The organism is Streptomyces sp. FIT100 (assembly GCF_024584805.1).
Lineage (GTDB): Bacteria > Actinomycetota > Actinomycetes > Streptomycetales > Streptomycetaceae > Streptomyces.
Window position 1 is genome coordinate 5,146,059 of the sequence record NZ_CP075715.1, and the last position, 21,939, is coordinate 5,167,997.

Genomic DNA, 21,939 nt, shown 5'->3' on the forward strand with positions numbered 1-21,939 from the left:
GGAAGCACCACCGTGCGAGCACTGCGCACCGGGGTGCTGCTCCTGCTGGCCGCCGTCCCCGCGCTGCTCTTCGGCAGCGCGGGGACGGCGCAGGCGCACCCCTTCGGAACCCCGCCCGTCGTGAAGATCGAGGCGGCGGGCACCTCGGTCGAGGCAACCTGGTCCGCGCAACGCGACGATGTCGCCGTGCTGGAGAGGGAGTCCGGCGGCGACACGGCGGGCTATCTGCGCGAGCACATCGCCGTACGCCAGGACGGCCGCGCCTGCCCGGTCGACCGGGCGGCGGGGTTGACGCTCCGCTTCGTCTGCCCGCGGGACGTGGACCGGATCGAGCTGACGGTCACGGCGCTGACGGACGTCAACACCGCCTACCGCACACTGTCGGTGACGGACGCGGGCGAGGGCGGGCTGCACACGGCCGGGGAGCCGACGCGGACGCTGGGCCTCGGCCCGGCGGCGGCGGGGAACGGAGCGGCGTCCCCGGCCTGGACGTGGTCCTGGACCACCGACCTGACGTCGCTGCTCGACCACGGAGCCGCCCTGCCGGTGGCGCTGCTGGTGGCGGCGGCCGTGGGCGCGCTGCACGCGTGCGCGCCGGGCCACGGGAAGTCGCTGGCGGCCGGGTATCTCGTGGGCGCCCACGGCAGACCGCGCGACGCGGTGTGGCTCGGCGGGATCGTCGCCGTGATGCACACGCTCTCGGTCGCGGCCCTGGCGGTCGGCTGGTGGCTGGCGGCGAACAGCACGCCGGACATGGCGGCGCTGGCGGGGTGGTTGCAGCTGGTCGCGGCGCTGGTGGTGGCGGGGGTGGGCGTGAGCCTGCTGCGGCGGCACCTGCGCCACCGCAAGCACCATCACCACCACGACCGTCGTCACCACGGCCACGATCACGACCACGACCGCGATCACGACCATCACCGTGATCACCATCACGGGCACAGTCATGGCAACGGGCACGGGCATGATCACGGGCACAGTCACCACATCCCGGACGCGCCCTCGCTGCTCACCTGGCGCGGCCTCGTGCTGCTCGGCGCATCGGGCGGGCTGCTGCCCTCCCCGTCGGCGTTCCTCGTGCTGCTCACGGGTCTGCTGACCGGCGAGGTCGGCAGCGCCCTCGCGATGGTCGCCGCCTTCGGCGTCGGCATGGCGCTGACGCTCACCGGTGTCGGCCTGGTCGTGCTGCGCGGCCGTGACGCGCTGCTGGACCGCGTCTCGCGTTCGGCGGCCCTGCGTACGTGGAGCCTGCGCGTTCCGCTCTTCGCCGCCTCCGCGGTGGTGGCCGGAGGGACGGTGGCCTCGGCCGTGGCCGCGGGTCATCTCCTCGCGCCGTAACGCGCGTACGCGTACGAGAAGGGCGCCCCTGCCGTGCAGGGGCGCCCTCATCGCACTGATGCCGTGTCGTCAGCCGGCCAGAACGGCCTCGGCCTCAAGCGTCGTGCCGACCGCCTGGATCACCGAAGCGATCTTGAAGGCTTCCTGGATGACATCGCGCTCGACGCCCGCCTTGCGCAGGACCTGCTCGTGCGAGTCGAGGCACTGGCCGCAGCCGTTGATCGCGGAGACCGCGAGCGACCACAGCTCGAAGTCGGTCTTCTCGACGCCCGGGTTGCCGATGACGTTCATCCGCAGGCCCGCGCGCAGCGTCCCGTACTCCGGGTCCGACAGCAGGTGCCGGGTCCGGTAGAAGACGTTGTTCATCGCCATGATCGCTGCGGCGGACTTGGCGGCGGTGTACGCCTCGGCCGAGAGGTTCGCCTTGGCCTCGGGCTCCAGCTCGCGCAGCACGATCGGCGAGCGCGAGGCGATCGCGCAGGCGAGGACCGTGCCCCACAGCTGCTGCTGCGGCAGTTCGCTGTTGCCGATCACCGAACCGAGGTTCAGCTTCAGGTCCTTGGCGTAGTCCGGCAGCGCGGACTTCAGCTCATCGAGGGCCATGCTCACTCACCGGCCAGCAGCTTGACCGCGTCGAGGGTGTTCTCGCCCTTGGTCCAGTTGCAGGGGCACAGCTCGTCGGTCTGCAGGGCGTCGAGGACCCGCAGGACCTCCTTGGGGTTACGGCCGACGGAGCCGGCGGTCACCATCGTGAACTGGATCTCGTTGTTCGGGTCCACGATGAAGACGGCGCGCTGGGCGAAGCCGTCCTCGCCCTCGATGCCGAGGTCGCGCATGAGCTCGTGCTTGGAGTCGGCCAGCATCGGGAAGGGCAGGTCACGAAGGTCGTCGTGGTCCTTGCGCCAGGCGTGGTGGACGAACTCGGAGTCGCCGGAGAAGCCGAGGATCTGGGCGTCGCGGTCGGCGAACTCGTCGTTCAGCTTGCCGAACGCGGCGATCTCGGTGGGGCAGACGAAGGTGAAGTCCTTGGGCCACGCGAAGACCACCTTCCACTTGCCCTCGTAGGACTTGTGGGTGATCTGCTCGAACTCCTTGCCGCTCTCCAGCGAGACGCAGGCGGTCAGCTCGAACGTGGGGAACTGGTCACCGACAGTGAGCACGCGCTCTCCTTGCACATCGGAAAACCCCTCGTGAGGGCTTCCTGGGGGTTGGACGGAGCTCCACCCTGGCACAGAGTGCATTGATCGCGGAAATAGCTAGAATGGGTCGCCGTGATCGGAGGTGGTTATCAGTGGCGGCGATGAATACGGTGAATACGGTGACCCGGGGCAAGCAGACCGGCCGGCAATCCGGTAAACAGCCCAGCCTGGCGCAGCTGCGCGCCTTCGCTGCCGTGGCCGAGCATCTGCACTTCCGGGACGCCGCGGCCGCCATCGGGATGAGCCAGCCCGCGCTCTCCGGGGCCGTGTCGGCGCTGGAGGAGGCACTGGGTGTCCAGCTGCTGGAGCGTACGACGCGGAAGGTGCTGCTGTCGCCCGCCGGGGAACGGCTCGCGGTCCGGGCCAAGGCCGTCCTCGACGCGGTGGGCGAGCTGATGGAGGAGGCCGAGGCGGTGCGGGCGCCGTTCACCGGGGTGCTGCGGCTGGGGGTGATCCCGACCGTGGCGCCGTACCTGCTGCCGAGCGTGCTGCGGCTGGTCCACGAGCGGTACCCCGAACTCGACCTCCAGGTCCACGAGGAGCAGACCTCCTCCCTGCTGGAGGGGCTGTCCGGGGGGCGGCTCGACCTGCTGCTGCTCGCGGTGCCGCTGGGGGTGCCCGGGGTGACCGAACTGCCGCTGTTCGACGAGGACTTCGTCCTCGTCACACCGGAGGAGCACTGGCTCGGGGACCGCCAGGACGTTCCGCGCGAGGCGCTGAAGGAGCTCCCGCTGCTGCTGCTCGACGAGGGGCACTGTCTGCGCGACCAGGCCCTCGACATCTGCCGCGAGGCGGGCCGTACGGAGGGCGCCCCGGTCACCACGACGGCGGCCGGCCTGTCCACGCTGGTCCAGCTGGTGGCGGGCGGGCTCGGGGTGACGCTGCTGCCGCGAACGGCGGTCGCGGTCGAGACGGGCCGCGATCCGGCCCTGACGACGGCCTACTTCGCCGACCCGGCCCCCGTGCGCCGCGTCGCCCTGGCCATGCGCGCGGGCGCGGCCCGCCAGGACGAGTTCGAGGAGTTCGCATCGGCGCTACGGGGTGCGCTGCGGGGCTTGCCGGTACGGCTGGCAGGCTGACGGGCCTGCTCCCCCCGCCCCGCCCTTTCCCGCCCCGGGGCTCCGCCCCAGCCCCCGCCGGGGCGTCTGCCACGGATTCCGGTTCCGGGGCTCTGCCCCAGCCCTGCCGGGGCCCGGAGCAGGCCCGTTCTGGGGTCTGTCCCGGCTCCCGCCTGGGGTCTGCCCGGACCCGGCGGGGGCTTCGCCCTCAGCCCTGCCGGGATCTGCCCGGACCTGGCGAGGGCTTCGCCCCGGGCCCGCCAACGGGCTTCCGTAGCCTGTGGTTTCGGGGGCTTCGTCCCTGGCCCCGCGGAGGTGTCTGCCGCGAATCCTGGTTCCGGGGGCCTGCCCCAGCCCTGCCGGGGCCCGGAGCAGGCCCGTTCTGGGGTCTGTCCCGGCTCCCGCCTGGGGTCTGCCCGGACCTGGCGGGGGCTTCGCCCCCAGCCCCCGCCGGTGCGTCTGCCGCGGCCCGTGGTTCCGGGCTCTTCCGCAGGTCCCTGCCGGGGTCTGCCTCGGATCCCGCCGGGGGTCCGCCAGGGGCCTGGCTTTGAAGGCTTCACCTCAGCCTTCTCGGGGCTCGGCCCCTGGCCCGGCCGAGGTGTCTGCCGCGAATCCTGGTTCCGGAGGTCTGCCCCAGACCTGCCGGAGCCGTTCCAGGCCGCTGCTGGGATCTGCTCCGGACCTGGCGGGGGCTTCGCCCAGGGCCCGCCAACGGACTTCCGTGGACTGTGGTTTCGGGGCTTCGCCCCAGGCCCCGCGGAGGTGTCTGCCGCGGATTTTGGCTCCGGGGGTTCTGCCTCAGACCTGCCGGGCCGTGCCAGGCCGCTGCCGGGATCTGCCCTGGCTCCCGCCGGGGTCTGCCCCGGACCTGGCGGGGCTTCGCCCCAGGGCTCGCCAACGGGCTTTCCTGGCCCGTGGTTTCGGGGGCTCGGCCTCAGGTCTCACCGGGGGAGGGGTTGCCCAGGCTCCCGCCGGGGGTCTGCCCCGGGGGCCGGGCGGGGCGCCGGGCGGCTCGGTCGGCCGGCACCCCCGCGGTGCGTTACTCCGTACGCAGACCCTCCGGGCGCATCAGGCGCCACAGCGGCGGGAGGCTCAGCAGGGTCACCACCAGGACCACCCCTGCCCCGATCCCGGCCATCGCCGCGACCGGCACCCAGTCGACCCCCACCGGAACGTCCGCCATCTTCAGCAGGACCGCGCCCAGGCCCAGGCCGACCGCCGTGGACAGGGCCAGGCCGAGGGCGATCGGGATGGCCGTCTGCCAGAGCACCGACAGGCTCAGGGTCGAGCGGCGCGTGCCGAATGCGACGAGGGCGGAGAGCAGCTTCTTGCGCTCTCGCAGCTGCTCCAGCTGCGAGACGAGCAGACTCGCACCGATCAGCAGCAGCACGCACGTCGCTCCGACGAACAGCCCGGTACGGATCGACGCGAAGCGTCCGGACTGCTCGGACGACCGGAGCTGGGCCACGGTCAGCAGCGGGTCGGCGCGGACCACGGCCGTACGCGCGTGCTCGATCGCGTCCGGCACGGACGGGTCGGTCTGGACGTAGATCGACGCGAACCGGTTCGTGCCGAGGCCCTTGGGCGCCGCGCCCGGCGTGGCGAGGATGCCGCTGCGCTCCGTACCGCTGGGGTCGGGGCGGCTCTCGGCCTCCTTGGCGTTCGCGGGCAGGGTCCACGCGACCGCCGCCGAGCCGCCGTCGTTGTAGATGTTGCCGGTGTACAGCTTCCGGCCGGGCTTCGCGATCGCCTGCGTGCCGGCGTCGTCGTATCCGCCGCGCAGGACGAAGGTGTCGCCGTCGGTGCAGGAGGGCAGGTGTGCGACCTCGCGAAGGGCGGCGCAGCTGCCGATGGTGAGCGTGGTCGCCTTGCCGGGGTCGGGCGCCTCGGCGGCGACGTCGGTCATCGCCAGCATTGTCGTCCTGGCGACACCCTTGGCCGCGCCGATCTGCCGGGCGATCGCCTCGGCCCGTCCGGCGGACGCGCTGCCGCCCGGGATGATCGCGGAGAACGACGCCCGGGCCGGGTCCTGCCCGGTCACCCTGGTGTAGTCCCCTTCCACGCCCGAGAACAGCATCTGCAGCGCGATCGCCCCGGCCACCGCCACGGCGATGCCGTTGACCAGCCGGGCCGCGGCTCCGCTGCTCAACTGGAGCCGTCGGGCGGCCAGTTGCCAGGAGACCGAGCCGCCGCCGAGCCGGGCGACGACCGTCTCGACCAGCCACGGCAGCAGCGCCGTGATGCCGACCAGGATGAGGACGACACCGCTGATCACCCGCCACTGGCTGAACTCGCCCGCGTTCCTGCCCTGCCCGATCATCGGGAAGAGCGCGGCGAGTCCGGCGAGCGGCACCAGCAGCCGCCACCAGATCCGGCGCCGCGCGGGCCTCGCCGTACGGACGACACCGAGCGGCTCGATCACCACGCCGCGCAGCGCGAACAGCGTCACGCCGACCGCCGCGGCCGGCACGGCGAGGGCGACGAGCACGGCCAGCCACGGCGTCGGGGCGAGATCACCGGGGAAGACGCTCAGGCGGTACAGATCGACCCCGGCGGCCAGCTCGCGCGCCGCCAGGAAGAACCCGGCGCCCAGCACCAGCCCGGCCGTGGAACCGGCCAGGGCCTCGCCCGCCGCGATGCGCCGCACCATCCGGCCGTCGGCGCCGACCAGCCGCAGCGCCGCCAGCCGCCGGTCGCGGCGCTCGCCGCCGAAGCGGACGGCGGCCGCGATGAAGACGGCGACGGGCATCAGCAGGGCCACGAAGACCAGCACGATGAGGAGGGTGAGTACGGGGTCGAGGGCCTCCGGCTTCGCGGAGTTGTCGAAGCCGGTGATCCGCGGTGTCGTTCCGCTGCCCTTGAGGGCCTCGTTGGTCTCGTAATAGGCGAGTTCGCGGGGGCCGACCAGCCCCTCGTCGCCGATGATCGCGGTGACCTTCCCCGGCAGGCGCTCGCGCAGCAGGGCGCCTGCCGGGGACTTCAGCAGGGCGTCGAGCGCGGGCGAGACGGCCATCTCGCCGGGGGCGGGGAAGCGGGACAGGCCCGGCGGGACCGGTGCGTCAGGGCCCTCGGGCAGGACCCGTCGGCCGTAGATCTCCTTGTCGCGGAACTGCGTGTCGGCCAGGTCGATGAGCAGGGTGTCGCGCCCGGGCTTCTCGGCGGTGGGCGCGGTGTGCGTGCTCCGTGCGTCCCCGCGGGCGTCGCGCGCGGCGAGCGCGCTCGGGATCGCGGTCGTGACGAGCAGCAGCGCCACGCCCAGGCCGACCCCGACGCCCGTGAGGAGCGTACGGGTCCAGCCCTCACGGCCGCCGCTCACCGCGAACCTGGCGCCCATGAGGAGATCGCGGATCCAGGTACGAGCGGTCACAGGGCGCGCTCCATGTCCCGGGACTTCCCGTCGCGCACGACGATCTCGCGGTCCGAGTACGCGGCGACGCGGGCCTCGTGGGTGACGAGGACGACGGCGGCGTTGGTGGACCGGGCGGCCTCGGTGAGCAGCTGCATCACGCGCTCGCCGTTGAACGAGTCGAGCGCGCCGGTCGGTTCGTCGGCGAAGAGCACGCGCGGGCCGGTGACGAGGGAGCGGGCGACCGCGACGCGCTGGCCCTGTCCGCCGGAGACCTCGCCGGGCCGCTTGGCCGCGAGCTGGTCGACCTCCAGGCGCCGCATCCACTCCAGGGCGGTGCGCTCGGCGTCCTTGCGCCGTGTGCCGTTCAGGCGGAGCGGCAGGGCGACGTTCTCGACGCAGGTCAGTTCGGGCACGAGCTGGCCGAACTGGAAGACGAAGCCGAACTCGCCGCGGCGCAGGGCGCTGCGCTCGGCGTCGTTCATCGCCGAGAGCTCACGGCCGCCGTAGGTGATGGTGCCCGAGTCGGGGGTGACGATCCCGGCGAGGCAGTGCAGCAGCGTCGACTTGCCGGAGCCGGACGGGCCCATGACGGCGACGACCTCGCCAGGGTGGATGGAGAAATCGGCCCCGTCGAGGGCCTTGGTGGGTCCGTACGCCTTGTGGAGGCCGTCGGCGGTGAGCAGGGAACCGGCGGGGGTCACTTGACGACCTCCTTCGCGAGCGCGTCGAGCCGGGCCGCGGTCAGTTCCAGCCAGCGCAGGTCGGCTTCGAGGTGGAAGAGCGCGTGGTCGCATATGAGCTGGTCGGCGAGGTCGCCGCGGCGCTTGCGGTCGGTGAGGATGCGCATCAGCCGCAGATGCTCCGAGCGCTGGGTGTCGAGCAGCTCGGCGGCGCCGCGCCCGGTGAGCAGGGCGAGGACGACCTTGGTGTAGAGGGTCGACTGGAGGTACGGCTCCGGCTTCTCGGGCGTGCCCAGCCACCGGGCGACGTCGGTGACGCCGGCCTCGGTGATCGCGTACCGCTTGCGCTCGGGGCCGCCGCCGGGCTCGATGCCGTCGACCTCGACGAGGCCGTTCTTCAGCAGGCGGGACATGGTCGAGTAGACCTGGCCGTAGGCGAGTGGCCGGTCGTGGCCGAACTTCTCGTCGAAGGCGCGCTTGAGGTCGTAGCCGTGCCGGGGGCCGGACTCCAGGAGTCCGAGGAGTGTGTGACCGATGGACATACCGAAGACTGTACACCGTGGGTATACATGCGATGTATACCCACGGTGCTGAGTGAAGGTCCCGCCGGATCACCGAGGGTCCGGCGGTTCCTTCGGGGGCCGCCCCCGGCGGGGGATCGGGCGGGTCGAGGCCGGCAGCCGGCCCGCCTCGGCCAGCGCACGGCGGAGCAGGAACTCGATCTGGGCGTTCGCGCTGCGCAGTTCGTCGGAGGCCCAGCGGGCCAGCGCCTCGTGGACGGCGGGGTCCAGTCGCAGCAGCACCTGCTTGCGCTCGGGCGGCGGGGGAGGGGGTGTCACTGGTAGAGCGTGCCCGTGTTGAGGACCGGCTGGGCCGCGCGGTCGCCGCACAACACCACCATCAGGTTCGACACCATCGCCGCCTTGCGTTCCTCGTCCAGCTCCACGAGGCCCTGCTCCCCGATCCGGGCCAGCGCCGCCTCGACCATGCCGACCGCGCCGTCCACGATCTGCCGGCGCGCCGCGACCACGGCGCCGGCCTGCTGGCGCTGGAGCATCGCGGAGGCGATCTCCGGGGCGTAGGCGAGGTGGGTGAAGCGGGACTCGATGATGCGGACGCCCGCAGCGGCCACCCGCGCGTGGAGCTCGGCCGCCAGCTTCTCGGTGATCTCCTCCGCGTTCTCGCGCAGCGACAGCCCGTCCTCGTCGTGGGAGTCGTACGGGTACTCGATCGCGATGTGCCGCACGGCGGCCTCGGTCTGGGTGGAGACGAACTCCACGAAGTCGTCCACCTCGAACGTCGCCTGCGCGGTGTCCTCGACCTTCCAGACCACGACCGCGGCGAGCTCGATCGGGTTGCCGTACGCGTCGTTGACCTTCAGGACCGCCGTCTCGTGGTTCCGCACCCGGGTGGAGATCTTCATGCGCGAGGTCAGCGGGTTCACCCAGCGCAGCCCGTCGGTGCGGATCGTGCCCCGGTAGCGCCCGAAGAGCTGGACCACGCGGGCCTCGCCCGGCGCCACCATGTTCAGCCCGCACATCGCGAAGACCGCGGTGATCGCGAGCACGATGCCGCCGATGATGAGCCCCGCCTTCGCGCCCGCCGACTCCGCTGTGGCGCCGGTCACGATCAGCAGCACTCCGGCCGCGACCCCGGCGAGGCCCAGCAGCAGCGCGAGGCCGCCGCCGATGCTGTGCGCCGCGAACTCCCTTACCTGCCCGTTGTCCTGTGGAGATGCACTGGTGTCGGACATGGTGGTCCCCCGTTCCGTGAGCTAGCAATGTGATTACACATTATCGCAATTCGCAACCTTGTCCACTCCTCGTGAGTCGGTTCCCTAGAGGTGGGTGCTGATTCTCACGTCCGGAAAAGAGCTGATCGGTTGCCGTTTGTCCCGACGAACGGTGTTAGCTTTCTGAGCTGATCTGATCGACGACGAGCGATGTACGAAGAGCGGAGCGACGGAGCGATGGGCCGAGCGGAAGCGCGACGAGCCCGGCAGCGCGGTGCGCGCCGGGCGAACAAAGCGGGAGGCATACGGCGCTTCTTCACCTGGAAGAAGCTGCTGGGCTCGTTCTTCGTTCTGTGCCTGCTCGGCATGGGCGCGTTCGTCGTGGCGTATCTGCTCGTGCCGGTGCCCGAGGCCAACGCCCAGGCAGAGATGCAGAGCAACGTCTACAAGTACGAGGACGGCAAGATCCTCACCCGCACCGGCACGGTCAACCGGGAGATCGTCGGGCTGGAGAAGATCCCGAAGGACGTCCAGATGACGTTCGTCGCGGCCGAGAACAAGACCTTCTTCCAGGACGCCGGCGTCGACCTGAAGGGCACCGCCCGCGGTCTGCTCAACACCGTCACCGGCAAGGGCAAGCAGGGTGGTTCGACCATCACCCAGCAGTACGTCAAGAACTACTACCTGAACCAGGACCAGACGGTCAGCCGCAAGCTCAAGGAACTGGTCATCTCCCTCAAGGTGGACCGGGAGAAGAGCAAGAACGAGATCCTCGCCGGGTACATCAACACCAGCTACTACGGGCGCGGTGCCTACGGCATCCAGGCCGCCGCCCAGGCGTACTACCGCAAGGACGCCAAGGACCTGACCGTCGCGGAGGGCGCCTACCTCGCCGCGCTGCTCCAGGCCCCGAGCCAGTACGACTGGGCGGTCGCGACCGACACCGGCAAGAAGCTCGTCACCGAGCGCTGGACCTACGTCCTGAACAACATGGTCGGCGAGAACTGGCTGGACGCCTCCACCCGCGCCGGCCTCAAGTTCCCCGTCCCCAAGGCCCCGAAGGCCGCCCCCGGCATGGAGGGCCAGACGGGCTACCTCGTCGAGGCCGCCAACGCCGAACTGGAGCGCCAGGGCATCAGTGAGGACCGGATCAAGGCCGGCGGCTGGACCATCACGCTCAACATCGACGAGAAGCGGCAGAAGGAGCTGACCCGGGCCGTCGACGACCAGCTGGAGGCCAAGCTCGACCGCAAGAGCGACAAGCGCGACGCGACCGTGCAGGCCGGTGCCGTCTCCGTGGACCCGAAGACCGGTCATGTCGTCGCCCTGTACGGCGGTGTCGGCGCGACGGAACACTGGCTGTCCAACGCGACCCGCCGCGACTACCAGCCCGCTTCGACGTTCAAGCCCGTCGTGCTCGCCACCGCCCTGGACAACGGCTCGGAGACCCAGGACGGTGAGACGATCGGTCTCAACACGATCTACGACGGCACCAGCAAGCGCCCTGTCGAGGGAAGCGAGACCCCCTTCGACCCGGAGAACGAGGACGACCGGGACTACGGCCGGGTCACCGTCCAGAAGGCCACGAACAGCTCGATCAACTCGGTCTACGCCCAGATGATCGTGGACGTGGGCCCGCCCAAGGTGAAGCAGACCGCGCTCGACCTGGGGATGAAGGACGGCAAGGGCTGGCCCGCGGACCGGCCCGCGATGTCGCTCGGCACGATGGGCGCCTCGCCCTGGGACATGGCCGGTGTGTACGCCACCCTCGACAACCACGGCAAGAAGACGACGCCGACGATCGTCAAGTCCGCCGAGCACCGGGACGACAAGCCCGACATCCCCGACCCGATCGGCGACCAGGTCATCAGCCGCGAGGCCGCCGACACGGTGACCCAGGCGATGACGGGCGTCGTCGCGAACGGCTCCGGCCGCAATGCGCTCGGCGACTACCACGCGGCCGGCAAGACCGGTACGTCGGAGAACAACCGCTCGGCCTGGTTCGTGGGCTACACCCCCGAACTCGTCACCGCGGTCAGCCTCTTCGGTGAGAAGGCGGACGGTTCCGGCCAGGTCACCCTGACCGACACCGTCAACCCCGGCCGCGCCAACGGCGGCGGCGTCCCCGCGCAGATCTGGAAGCAGTACACGACCGGCGCCCTCGACGGCGGCTCCGACACGAAGTTCGACCTGGAGCTCCTCGAACCGGTGCAGCAGCTGCCGACGCAGACCCCGACGCAGGAGCCGACCAGGACCGAGAAGCCGAAGGGCCCGGACGACAAGCCGACGAAGACCGACAAGCCGGACGACAAGCCGACGCGGACGCCGGACGGCACCCCGACCGGCCCCCCGCCGACTCGCCCCGGTGACTCCTCCGGCACCGACGAGGGCACCACGGACGGCAATACGACCGACGGCAGTACGACGGACGGGAACACGACCGACGGCAGCACCACGGACGGGAACACAACCGACGGCAGCACCACGGAAGGCTCGACGGACGGCGCCACCGGCGAGCGTCCGGTGAAGCCGTAGGGGGGCCGGTGGCGACCCGACAGGCGGAGAGGGGCCCGGCGCATCGGCGCCGGGCCCCTCTCGCGCGTCCGGTTCAGCCTCCGTTGACCTCCTTGGAGATCCGGTCGCCGATCTCCTTGTCGATGTTGCGCCAGTACTGCACCGCGCGGTCCAGCACCGGCCTGCTGACTCCCTGCTTGAGGTGACCGCTGACGTTGGACACCAGCCGGTCGCGGGCCGCGTCGTCCAGGACCTTGCGGACCATCGTGCCCGGCTGGCCCCAGTCGTCGTCCTCGCTGTGCAGCTCGTACGCCTCGCGGACCATCTCGCCGGCCGCGGCCCAGCCCGCGGGATCGCCGAAGCGCCCGAAGTCGGCGGCCGGACCGCCGTAGGAGTTCGGTGCGTACGGCATCGACGCGTTCGACGGCGTGTACCGCATGGGGCCGTCCTTGGCGTACGAGTTCACCGCCGCGTGCGGCCGGTTGGGCGGCAGCTGCGTGTAGTTGGGCCCGATCCGGTAGCGGTGGGTGTCCGGGTACGAGAAGAGGCGGCCGAGCAGCATCTTGTCCGGTGACGGGCCGACGCCCGGCACCATGTTCGACGGCTCGAAGGCGGCCTGCTCGATATGGATGAAGTAGTCCTCCGGATTCCGGTCCAGCACCATCCGTCCGACGTCGATCAGCGGGTAGTCGCCGTGCGGCCACACCTTGGTCAGGTCGAACGGGTTGAACCGGTAGTCCGCCGCGTCCTCGAACGGCATGATCTGGACCTTCAGGGTCCACGACGGTGCGTTCCCGGACTCGATCGCTTCGTACAGGTCACGCCGGTGCTTGTCCGCGTCGGAACCGGCCAGCTCGTCGGCCTCGGCCTGGGTGAGGAAGTCGATGCCCTGGTCGGTCTTGAAGTGGTACTTCACCCAGAACCGCTCGCCCGCGCCGTTGATCCACATGTACGTGTGCGAGCCGTAGCCGTTCATGTGCCGGTACGTCTTCGGGATGCCCCGGTCGCCCATCAGCCAGGTGACCTGGTGTGCGGACTCGGGGGACAGAGTCCAGAAGTCCCACTGCATGTCGTTGCTGCGCAGCCCGGTGGCCGGGTGGCGCTTCTGCGACCGGATGAAGTCCTGGAACTTGATCGTGTCCCGGACGAAGAAGACCGGCGTGTTGTTGCCCACCAGATCGTAGTTGCCGTGCTCGGTGTAGAACTTGAGCGCGAATCCGCGGGGGTCCCGCCAGGTGTCCGGGGAGCCCTGCTCACCCGCGACCGTCGAGAAGCGGGCCAGCATCTCGGTGCGTTTGCCCCGCTGGAAGAGGTCGGCCTTGGTGAACTGGCCGACGTCGTTGGTGACTTCGAAGAAGCCGTATGCACCCGAACCCTTCGCGTGCACCACCCGCTCGGGGACCCGTTCCCGGTTGAACTGGGCCATCTTCTCGATCAGGTAGTGGTCCTGGAGCAGGATCGGGCCGTCCGACCCCACGGTGAGCGAGTGCTCGTCGCTCTCCACGGGGATCCCGGCGTTGTTCGTCGTGTACGGGGCCTTCGGGGGTGACTCGGTCACGAGCGTCCTCCCATCCATCGAAGGGAATGTGGTCGCATCGGCCGTGTGCCCCAGTCAACTCCTCACATGCGAAGTCGGCAACTTTTGGACCCGGTCCAGTTTTGGCCCCGTTCGGGTTACGTGTGGGTGGGCAGCTCGAACCAGACCACCTTGCCGGTCGACAGCCGGGTCGCGCCCCACCGTCTGGCCAGCCGGTTCACCAGGAACAGGCCGCGTCCGCCCTCGTCGGTGTCGCGCGCCCGGCGCTGCCGCGGCAGTTGCGGAGAGTCGTCGCCGACCTCGCAGCGCAGCACGTCGGTGCGCAGCAGCCGCAGCGTCACCGGCCGCTCCGCGTACCGCACGGCGTTGGTGACCACCTCGCTGATCAGCAGCTCCACCGAATCGGACAGCTCCTCCAGGTCCCAGCGGGCCAGCGCCCGGCGGGCGAGCCGGCGGGCCCGGCCCGGGGCCTGCTCCTCCGGCTCCAGGAACCAGTACGCGACATCACTCGGCGCGATCCCGTCGAAACGGGCCGCGAGCAGGGCGATGTCGTCGTCCCGGTCGCCCGGACCGAGCATGTCCAGGACGTCGTCGCAGAGCGCCTCCAGCGGCGGCGAATGGTCGGGACCGGTGAGCTGCGCGGTCGCGGCGAGCCGCTCCCGCAGCTGCTCGATCCCGGTCCACACGTCCCGCAGCCGGGACTCGACCAGACCGTCGGTGTAGAGGAGCAGCGTCGCCCCGGCGGGCGCGTCCAGCTCGACGGCCTCGAAGTCGACGCCGCCGACGCCGATCGGCGCGCCCGGCGGCACCCGCAGCACCTCGGCGCGGCCGCCGAGATGCAGGAGTATCGGTGGGGGATGGCCGGCGTTGGCGATCGTGATCCGGTGCGAGACCGGGTCGTACACGGCGTACATGCAGGTCGCCATGCGGTCCGTGCCCAGCCGCTGCGCCTGCTCGTCCAGGTGGTGCAGCACCTCCTGCGGCGGCAGGTCCAGACCCGCGAGGGTCTGCGCGGTCGTCCGCAGCTGGCCCATGATCGCGGCCGAGGTCATCGAGTGGCCCATGACGTCGCCGACGACCAGCGCGACCCGGCTGCCGGGCAGCGGGATCGCGTCGTACCAGTCGCCGCCGACGCGGGCGGTCTCCGCGGCCGGGAGATAGCGCGAGGCGAGCCGCACACCGGTCGGCTGCGGCAGGCCCTCGGGGAGCATCGTGCGCTGGAGCTCGTCCGCGATGTACGCCTCGCGGCCGTACAGCACCGCCTTGTCGATACCGAGCGCCGTATGGGTCGCCAGCTGGGCGGCCACCAGCAGATCGTTCGGCTCGAAGGCCGGCCGGTCCGGGCGGCGCAGGAAGATCGCGGCACCGATGACACGCCGGCGGCCCCGCAGCGGGGCGAGGATCGCCCGGTGCCCGGTCGGTACGGTCTTGCCGTCGCCGAGCAGCTCAGGCAGGGCGGCCCGGGCGGCGGCCGAGTCGCCGAAGACCGGCCGCACCCCGCGCAGCACCTCGGCGAGCGCGCTGCCCGCCTGCACCTCGCACAGCTCCGCGGCCGGCATGTCGACCTGCGCGCTGAGCACCGGCATCTGCGCGGAGGTCAGCAGCGCGCCGTCGGTGTCCTCGTCGGTTAAACGCAGCCGGTCCGTGCGGCGCAGCCGCAGCACGAACGGCGCGACCGGCCGCTCGTCGCCGACCGGGAGCGGATCGCGCAGATAGACGAGGATCGCGTCCGAGAACGTCGGCACGGTGGCCCGGCACAGCCCGAGCACGATCTCGTCCAGGTCGATCCCGCGCGCGATACGTCTGGTCGCGGCCCCCACGAAGCGGAGCCGGTCGCCCTCGCGGCGTGCGACCCCCGAGGGGTCCTGCGGCGCACCCGCGGGCGCCGCACCCGCTGCCGCCGCGACCGGCGGCGAGGCCGGCGCGGCGGGCACGGGCGGTGCCGGGGGCACGGGCGGTGCGGGCGGCTGGGCAGGCACGCCGCCCGCCGCCGACTTGGGGGCGTGCGCAGCCGCCTCCTGCCGTGGCCGGGTGCGCTCCTGCGGCCGGGCAGCGAGCGGCTGCCGGCCTTCGTGGGAGGTGGGATGCTCCGTCACGCGTGGGGTTCCGTCCGTCCGGGCCGGTGGTGCGAGGCGAGGGCCTGTCCTGCCGATCCTGCCGATCCTGCCGGTCCTGGCATGACCGGCATGCTCGGTCCGACCGGGCGGGCAGGTCTCAGGGTCCGCCCAGCCGGTCTCGCCGGCCTGGTCGGCCGGACGGGCCCGGGTGCCGCTGTGCGCGTCCTGGGGCGGTGACGATCGCGGCCGCGCATCCGCACGCACCGCGGCTCCCGGGGCCCGCGGACGGTGGTTCCGCCAGTGGTCCGGGACGGCGCCGCTCCTGGACGGTCGATAGAGCCCATACCCAATCCGGGCATGGCATCGACAAGTTGAGGGAGATCCGGGCGCACATCGAGCACGGTTTGCTCCCCCTCGTGATGACTTGCGGTCAGTTTCGGTACGGCGCCGGGTCGTTGAAACGACTCGACCTTGCGGAGGACGATCCTACGTTTGAACCCGGGGGGCGCATCAAGGGTCTCACGGCGTCGTCATGCGGAGGTGCGCACCGGGGTGCGGTCCCAGTCGGCGGGCAGCTCAGGGACCGGCCAGCGCGGATCGGGCCGCCAGTCCTCCCAGCCGTCCGAGAACGGCGCCCCCCAGGCACGGATCACCCGCACGGCCGACTCCCCGGCCTCCCGCACCCGACGCGCCTGCCCCGCGTCCATCAGCCCGGCGCGCTGCGCCTCGGCGAACTCGTCCTCGTCCAGCCACCGCCAGTTGCGGTCCGGGCCCACCGCGATGTCGAGGAAGTGGTCCTGCGAATCGACCCCGCCGGACCAGCGGGCGCGCGGCTCCTCAAGGTTCACGTACCAGTTCTTGAACCGCCAGCCCGGCTCCCAGAACAGCCACACCGACCACGGCTCGGCGGGCCTGGCCAGCTTCAGCACGCCCGTGCCGAACCAGCGTGCGCGCACGGTGGTCCGCGGCGCGGTGTAGCGCGTGGCGAGCGGCTCCTGCTGCACCGGCGTGCCGTCGGCCAGCACCGGCTTCACGCACTCGGTGCCCGGCGCCATCCAGACGGCCAGAAGTTCGGCACTGTCCTCGACGACGGTCACGGGCCGGCAGATGTGCACATCGCCCGAGGCGTTGCCGCGGTAGCGCCAGAGGATGTGATCCCCCGGCGCCCAGCGCCGTGATTGCGGGACAGCCGCCGATCCTGTCATGAGCAGATCTTAGAGGCGCTCCCGGGCGGGGCGCTGCGGCGCAGGTCACGGACGGGTCATACGCAGCACGTCCAGCGCTTCGTCGAGCTGCTCCAGGGTCAGGTCCCCGCGCTCCACATAGCCCGACTCCAGCACCACCTCGCGGATCGTCCTGCGCTCCGCGAGCGACTTCTTGGCGACCTTGGCCGCCTCCTCGTACCCGATGTACTTGTTCAGCGGGGTGACGACCGACGGTGAGGACTCGGCGTACTCGCGGGCCCGTTCCGCGTCGGCGGTGATGCCGTCGACCGTGCGGTCCGCGAGCAGCCGGGACGCGGCCGCGAGCAGGCGTACGGACTCCAGCAGGTTCCGGGCCATGACGGGCAGCATCACGTTCAGCTCGAAGTTGCCGGCGGCTCCGGCCACGGCGACCGTCGTGTCGTTGCCGGTCACCTGCGCCGCCACCATCAGCACCGCCTCGGGGACGACCGGGTTGACCTTCCCGGGCATGATCGAGGAGCCGGGCTGGAGGTCGGGCAGGCTGATCTCGGCGAGGCCGGTGCGCGGACCGCTCGCCATCCAGCGCAGATCGTTCGCGATCTTGGTGAGGGAGACCGCGATCGTGCGGAGCTGGCCCGACGTCTCCACGAGGCCGTCACGCGCGCCCTGCGCCTCGAAGTGGTCGCGCGCCTCGGTGAGCGGCAGCCCCGTGGTCCCCGCGACCTCGGCGATGACGGCGGCGGAGAAGCCGGGCGGGGTGTTGATGCCGGTGCCGACGGCGGTGCCGCCGAGGGGCAGTTCGGCCAGCCGGGGCAGGGACGCCCGGACCCGCTCGATCCCGTACCGGACCTGCGCGGCGTACCCCCCGAACTCCTGGCCCAGGGTGACGGGCGTCGCGTCCATCAGGTGCGTACGCCCCGACTTGACGACGCCCGCGAACTCGGCCTCCTTGCGCTGCAGCGCGGCGGCCAGATGCTCAAGGGACGGGATCAGGTCCCTGGTCACGGCGGCGGTCGCGGCGATGTGGATCGACGAGGGGAAGACGTCGTTGGACGACTGCGAGGCGTTGACGTGGTCGTTGGGGTGGACGGGGCGGCCGAGCCGCTCGCTCGCCAGCGTCGCCAGGACCTCGTTCGCGTTCATGTTGGAGGACGTGCCGGAGCCGGTCTGGAAGACGTCGACCGGGAAGTGCTCGTCCCAGCGGCCGTCGGCGACCTCGGCCGCCGCCTCCTGGATCGCCGTCGCGACGTCCTCGTCGAGCACCCCCAGCTCCGCGTTGACCTTGGCGGCGGCCGCCTTGATCCGGGCGAGGGCCTCGATATGGGCGCGTTCCAGCCGTGTGCCCGAGATGGGGAAGTTCTCCACGGCCCGCTGGGTCTGGGCGCGCCATTTGGCGTGTGCCGGCACCCTCACCTCGCCCATGGAGTCGTGCTCGACCCGGTAATCCCGCTGGTCGCCCGCGTTGTCGTGCGTATCGGACATCTCCGAACCTCCTGAAAAAGGTGAGCACTTGTCTTGTTCTGTGTATTCCCCCTTGCGCTACCTGCCAGTAAAAACCGTCGGTAACACGACACCGGGGAGGCGCAATGAGGCGCACTGGACGAAGACTCCGCCGCACGGTCGCGGCAGCCGCGGCCCTGGCGGCGACTCTCGGCACCATGGCAGCCACCACCCCCGAGCGGGCGCAGGACACGGCACGCTCGGCCGCATCCGTATCGTCGGTACCCCTTCCGCCGGAGCTGGAGCGGATCCGCGCCGCCGAGGCGACGGCCCTCTACGGCGACCCCGCCGAGCGGCCGTTCGACCAGCGCAGGACCGGCCTGATCTCGCTCGGCGACAGCGAGATCTCCGGCGAGGGCGTGGGCACGTACGAACCCGGGACGGACGGCCCGGACAACTGGTGCCACCGCTCGCCCGACGCCGCCATCCACCGCACCGGCATCGGCGCCGACGTGACGTACAACGTCTCCTGCTCGGGCGCGTACAGCGGAAACATCCGCATCGGCGGCTCCAAGCAGTACGCCGACGAACTGGTCCAGAGCGACAGCCTCGCCATCAAGGCCCGCAACACCAGGATCGAGATGGTGCTCCTGGTGGCCGGGGCCAACGACGACCTCCAGTTCGGCCCCGTGATGACCGACTGCGTCACCCGCTGGTTCCTGATCCAGGGCCCGTGCGCGCCGGTCTACGCGGGCGGCTGGCAGGCCCGTGTCGACGCGCTCGTGCCCAAGGTCGAGCAGACCGTGCGCGACCTGCGGACGGTCATGCGCGGCGCCGGATACGCCGACGGCGACTACAGGCTCGTCGTGATGGGCTACCCGAGCCCCATCGGCCCGGACTTCCCCGACAACCCCGGTTTCCCGGGCAAGCTGATCTGCGGCGGCACGGGCTACGACTCGGACACCGTCTGGGGCCGCAACACCGCCGTCCCCGCCTTCGAGCGCGGCATGCGGCGCGTCGCCAGGTCGACGGGCGCGGTCTACCTCGACAACTCGCGGCTCTTCCACGGCCACGAGGTGTGCATGGAGGACGCCTGGGCGCGCGGGCTGTGGATCGAGCTCTCCAACCCCTTCCCGCCCGACTCCAACTCCGTCCGCCAGTCCTTCCACCCGAACGCGCGGGGCCACGCCGCCTTCGCCTCCTGCCTCACCCAGCTCCACGACTCCGGGCTGAGCGAGGCGAGTTGCGCCGATCCCGCGTCCACGGGCAAGCCCGTGCTGTACCCCTTCGCCTGGGACGACGCGTACAAGCCGCTGAGGAACGAGTCGACGGGCAACTGCGTCGACGTCGACTCGGCCGTCACCCGCAACGGGACCGCGGTGCTGGGCTGGGACTGCCACGGCGGCCGCAACCAGGGCTGGTGGTACGACCCCGAGCGCCGCTCCGTGCACACCGAACTCACCCAGGACCGCTGCCTCGACGTCCCCCGCGGCGACTACCGCGCCGGCGCGGCGCTCGTCGTGTGGAACTGCCACGGCGCGGCCAACCAGCAGTTCGTCCGGCAGTCCGGCACGCTGCGCCCGGCGTCCGCGACGGGTCTGTGCCTGACCCAGGCCGCGGCGAGGCAGCCCCTGCGGCTCCAGGCGTGCGACGGCTCTGCGAGCCAGCGCTTCGCGTAGCACCGCCGTCCCGGCCGGGGGTCCGGGAGGCTCGCCTCCCGGACCCCGCTACGCCGGTCCCGACCCCCGCACCGGGACCGTGCCCCCTGTTGCTGCCGGCCTCACAGGCTTCGGTCGGCGTGCCGGTCTGTGTCCGGTGGGTGGGTGGCCTCCCGGGGCCCTGTTACGCGAGTCCGGGTCCGCGCACGGGGATCGTGGTGAACGTCGGCGCCGGTGCCGGATCCTGGCCCCCTTTTTCTGCCGGCCTCGCATTGTTCGGCCCTGGGGGGCCTCGCAAGCTTCGGTCGGCGTGCCGGTCTGTGTCCGGTGGGTGGGTGGCCTTGCGGGCCCTGTTACGCGAGTCCGGGTCCCCGCACGGGGATCGTGGTGAAGGTCGGCGCCGGTGCCGGATCCTGGAAGAAGTCGTTGCCCTTGTCGTCCACGACGATGAACGCGGGGAAGTCCTCGACCTCGATCTTCCAGACCGCCTCCATGCCGAGCTCCTCGTACTCGACGACCTCGACCTGCTTGATGCAGTCCTGCGCCAGGCGGGCGGCGGGGCCGCCGATCGAGCCCAGGTAGAAGCCGCCGTGCGCGCCGCACGCGTCCGTGACCTGCTTGCTGCGGTTGCCCTTGGCCAGCATGACCTTGGAGCCGCCCGCCGCCTGGAACTGCTCGACGTACGAGTCCATCCGGCCGGCCGTCGTCGGGCCGAAGGAGCCGGACGCGTAACCCTCCGGGGTCTTCGCCGGGCCGGCGTAGTAGACCGGGTGGTCCTTCAGGTACTGCGGCATCTCCTCACCCGCGTCAAGGCGCTCCTTGATCTTGGCGTGAGCGATGTCGCGCGCCACGACCAGCGGGCCGGAGAGCGACAGCCGGGTCTTGACCGGGTACTTGGTCAGTTCGGCGAGGATGTCGTCCATCGGCTGGTTGAGGTCGATCTTGACGACGTCGCTCTCCGGCTCCAGGTGCTCGTCCGTCGTCTCGGGCAGGAAGCGCGCCGGGTCCGTCTCCAGCTGCTCCAGGAAGACGCCCTCGGCGGTGATCTTCGCGACCGCCTGCCGGTCGGCCGAGCAGGAGACGGCGATCGCGACCGGGCAGGACGCGCCGTGCCGCGGCAGCCGCACCACGCGCACGTCGTGGCAGAAGTACTTGCCGCCGAACTGCGCGCCGATCCCGATCTTCTGCGTCAGCTCGAAGACCTTCTCCTCCAGCTCCTTGTCGCGGAAGCCGTGGCCGAGGACCGAGCCCTCGTCGGGCAGCTCGTCCAGGTAGTGCGCGGAGGCGTACTTCGCGGTCTTCAGCGCGTACTCGGCCGAGGTGCCGCCGACGACGATCGCCAGGTGGTACGGCGGGCAGGCGGCCGTGCCGAGCGAACGGATCTTCTCCTCCAGGAACTTCATCATGGAGGACTCGTTCAGGACCGCCTTCGTCTCCTGGTAGAGGAAGGACTTGTTGGCCGAGCCGCCGCCCTTGGCCATGAAGAGGAACTTGTACGCGCCGCCGTCCGTCGCGTACAGCTCGATCTGCGCGGGCAGGTTCGAGCCGGTGTTCTTCTCCTCCCACATGGTCAGCGGGGCCATCTGCGAGTAGCGCAGGTTGAGCTTGGTGTACGCGTCGTAGATGCCCCTGCTCAGGGCCTCTTCGTCGGCGCCCGCCGTGAGCACGTTCTGGCCGCGCTTGCCCATGACGATCGCGGTGCCGGTGTCCTGGCACATGGGCAGGACACCCGCGGCGGCGATGTTCGCGTTCTTCAGCAGGTCCAGCGCCACGAACTTGTCGTTGGACGACGCCTCGGGGTCGTCGATGATCCTGCGCAGCTGCGCGAGGTGCTCGGGGCGGAGGTAGTGCTGGATGTCGTGGATCGCCTCTTCGGCGAGCTTGCGCAGCGCCTCCAGCTCGACCTTGAGGAACGTACGGCCGTCGGCGTCGAAGGTGGAGACACCCTCGGCGGTCACCAGGCGGTAGGGCGTGGTGTCCTCTCCCAGGGGGAGCAGATCGGTGTACTCGAATTCCGGCATTGCGGCCATTCCTCACTCGGCAGACAGCGCGGCGCCGCCTCCGTTGGCGGCGCGCCCATAAGCGTAAGACGGCATGCGTGATCCGGTCTTGTGAGGTAAGGCTCAGTTGCCGCGGGCTCGCACGAGCCTGTCGTGCTGTCGTACTAGTCGCGATCTATCGCGTTTCGCTAGGCTG

The 21,939-nt window shown here is 71.3% G+C and carries 16 protein-coding genes; 4 read left to right on the top strand and 12 right to left on the bottom strand.

Annotated elements, in window-relative coordinates; genetic code table 11:
• The first annotated feature begins 12 nt into the window (after nt 1-12).
• Complete coding sequence (locus tag KK483_RS23295) at nt 13-1,335, top strand: hypothetical protein (RefSeq protein WP_262007164.1); 1,323 nt, start codon at nt 13-15, stop codon at nt 1,333-1,335.
• Between the two features lie 69 nt (nt 1,336-1,404).
• Here KK483_RS23295 and KK483_RS23300 read toward each other — a convergent pair whose 3' ends face one another.
• A complete protein-coding gene (locus KK483_RS23300) occupies nt 1,405-1,938 on the bottom strand; it encodes an alkyl hydroperoxide reductase (RefSeq protein ID WP_262007165.1) in 534 nt (177 codons plus the stop codon).
• A gap of 2 nt (nt 1,939-1,940) precedes the next feature.
• Entirely contained in the window at nt 1,941-2,495 is a 555-nt protein-coding gene (locus KK483_RS23305; protein ID WP_262007166.1) for a peroxiredoxin, read from the bottom strand.
• A gap of 140 nt (nt 2,496-2,635) precedes the next feature.
• On the opposite strand from KK483_RS23305, the gene KK483_RS23310 reads away from it, so the two are divergent.
• Nucleotides 2,636-3,613 (top strand): hydrogen peroxide-inducible genes activator, encoded by a 978-nt coding sequence (locus KK483_RS23310; RefSeq protein ID WP_399014624.1) that lies wholly within the window; start codon nt 2,636-2,638, stop codon nt 3,611-3,613.
• Nucleotides 3,614-4,631: 1,018 nt separating this feature from the next.
• On the opposite strand, the gene KK483_RS23315 is transcribed toward KK483_RS23310, so the two are convergent.
• The 5 genes from KK483_RS23315 to KK483_RS23335 all read right to left on the bottom strand — a co-directional run bounded on the left by KK483_RS23315 (nt 4,632) and on the right by KK483_RS23335 (nt 9,374).
• Nucleotides 4,632-6,959: an FtsX-like permease family protein gene (locus KK483_RS23315; RefSeq protein ID WP_262007168.1), complete on the bottom strand. Its 2,328-nt coding sequence runs from the start codon at nt 6,957-6,959 to the stop codon at nt 4,632-4,634.
• A complete protein-coding gene (locus tag KK483_RS23320) occupies nt 6,956-7,642 on the bottom strand; it encodes an ABC transporter ATP-binding protein (RefSeq protein WP_262007169.1) in 687 nt (228 codons plus the stop codon). Before KK483_RS23320 ends, KK483_RS23315 begins: the two co-directional genes overlap by 4 nt.
• Nucleotides 7,639-8,163, bottom strand: a complete 525-nt coding sequence (locus KK483_RS23325) for a PadR family transcriptional regulator (protein ID WP_262007170.1) — start codon at nt 8,161-8,163, stop codon at nt 7,639-7,641. Before KK483_RS23325 ends, KK483_RS23320 begins: the two co-directional genes overlap by 4 nt.
• Nucleotides 8,164-8,232: 69 nt before the next feature.
• Complete coding sequence (locus KK483_RS23330) at nt 8,233-8,460, bottom strand: hypothetical protein (protein WP_262007171.1); 228 nt, start codon at nt 8,458-8,460, stop codon at nt 8,233-8,235.
• Nucleotides 8,457-9,374, bottom strand: a complete 918-nt coding sequence (locus KK483_RS23335) for an SPFH domain-containing protein (protein ID WP_262007172.1) — start codon at nt 9,372-9,374, stop codon at nt 8,457-8,459. Before KK483_RS23335 ends, KK483_RS23330 begins: the two co-directional genes overlap by 4 nt.
• A 216-nt stretch (nt 9,375-9,590) precedes the next feature.
• On the opposite strand from KK483_RS23335, the gene KK483_RS23340 reads away from it, so the two are divergent.
• The gene (locus tag KK483_RS23340; RefSeq protein ID WP_262007173.1) at nt 9,591-11,888 is read left to right on the top strand and encodes a transglycosylase domain-containing protein; all 2,298 of its coding nucleotides are present in this window, start codon (nt 9,591-9,593) and stop codon (nt 11,886-11,888) included.
• Between the two features lie 73 nt (nt 11,889-11,961).
• Here the strand turns inward: KK483_RS23340 and KK483_RS23345 are convergent, their stop codons facing one another.
• The 4 genes from KK483_RS23345 to KK483_RS23360 form a co-directional block, all read right to left on the bottom strand.
• Complete coding sequence (locus KK483_RS23345) at nt 11,962-13,425, bottom strand: catalase (protein WP_262007174.1); 1,464 nt, start codon at nt 13,423-13,425, stop codon at nt 11,962-11,964.
• Between the two features lie 116 nt (nt 13,426-13,541).
• Nucleotides 13,542-15,500, bottom strand: a complete 1,959-nt coding sequence (locus KK483_RS23350) for a SpoIIE family protein phosphatase (protein ID WP_262007175.1) — start codon at nt 15,498-15,500, stop codon at nt 13,542-13,544.
• A gap of 491 nt (nt 15,501-15,991) precedes the next feature.
• A complete protein-coding gene (locus KK483_RS23355; protein WP_262007176.1) occupies nt 15,992-16,666 on the bottom strand; it encodes a DUF402 domain-containing protein in 675 nt (224 codons plus the stop codon).
• A 45-nt stretch (nt 16,667-16,711) separates the two neighbouring features.
• Nucleotides 16,712-18,127 carry an aspartate ammonia-lyase gene (locus tag KK483_RS23360; protein WP_262007177.1) on the bottom strand — a complete coding sequence of 472 codons (1,416 nt, stop codon included), beginning with the start codon at nt 18,125-18,127 and terminating at the stop codon, nt 16,712-16,714.
• 104 nt (nt 18,128-18,231) lie between these two features.
• Here KK483_RS23360 and KK483_RS23365 point away from each other — a divergent pair, with 104 nt between their 5' ends.
• Nucleotides 18,232-19,764 (top strand): ricin-type beta-trefoil lectin domain protein, encoded by a 1,533-nt coding sequence (locus KK483_RS23365; protein WP_262007179.1) that lies wholly within the window; start codon nt 18,232-18,234, stop codon nt 19,762-19,764.
• Between the two features lie 332 nt (nt 19,765-20,096).
• On the opposite strand, the gene KK483_RS23370 is transcribed toward KK483_RS23365, so the two are convergent.
• Complete coding sequence (locus KK483_RS23370) at nt 20,097-21,764, bottom strand: fumarate hydratase (protein ID WP_262007180.1); 1,668 nt, start codon at nt 21,762-21,764, stop codon at nt 20,097-20,099.
• Nucleotides 21,765-21,939 lie beyond the last annotated feature (175 nt).

Excerpts from the sequence above, each read along its gene's own strand:
- KK483_RS23325 (WP_262007170.1), bottom strand. The coding sequence starts at position 8,163 with ATGTCCATCGGTCACACACTCCTCGGACTCCTGGAGTCCGGCCCCCGG.
- KK483_RS23370 (WP_262007180.1), bottom strand. The coding sequence starts at position 21,764 with ATGCCGGAATTCGAGTACACCGATCTGCTCCCCCTGGGAGAGGACACC.
- KK483_RS23310 (WP_399014624.1), top strand. The coding sequence starts at position 2,636 with ATGAATACGGTGAATACGGTGACCCGGGGCAAGCAGACCGGCCGGCAA.
- KK483_RS23365 (WP_262007179.1), top strand. The coding sequence starts at position 18,232 with ATGAGGCGCACTGGACGAAGACTCCGCCGCACGGTCGCGGCAGCCGCG.
- KK483_RS23300 (WP_262007165.1), bottom strand. The coding sequence starts at position 1,938 with ATGGCCCTCGATGAGCTGAAGTCCGCGCTGCCGGACTACGCCAAGGAC.
- KK483_RS23355 (WP_262007176.1), bottom strand. The coding sequence starts at position 16,666 with ATGACAGGATCGGCGGCTGTCCCGCAATCACGGCGCTGGGCGCCGGGG.
- KK483_RS23360 (WP_262007177.1), bottom strand. The coding sequence starts at position 18,127 with ATGTCCGATACGCACGACAACGCGGGCGACCAGCGGGATTACCGGGTC.
- KK483_RS23340 (WP_262007173.1), top strand. The coding sequence starts at position 9,591 with ATGGGCCGAGCGGAAGCGCGACGAGCCCGGCAGCGCGGTGCGCGCCGG.
- KK483_RS23335 (WP_262007172.1), bottom strand. The coding sequence starts at position 9,374 with ATGTCCGACACCAGTGCATCTCCACAGGACAACGGGCAGGTAAGGGAG.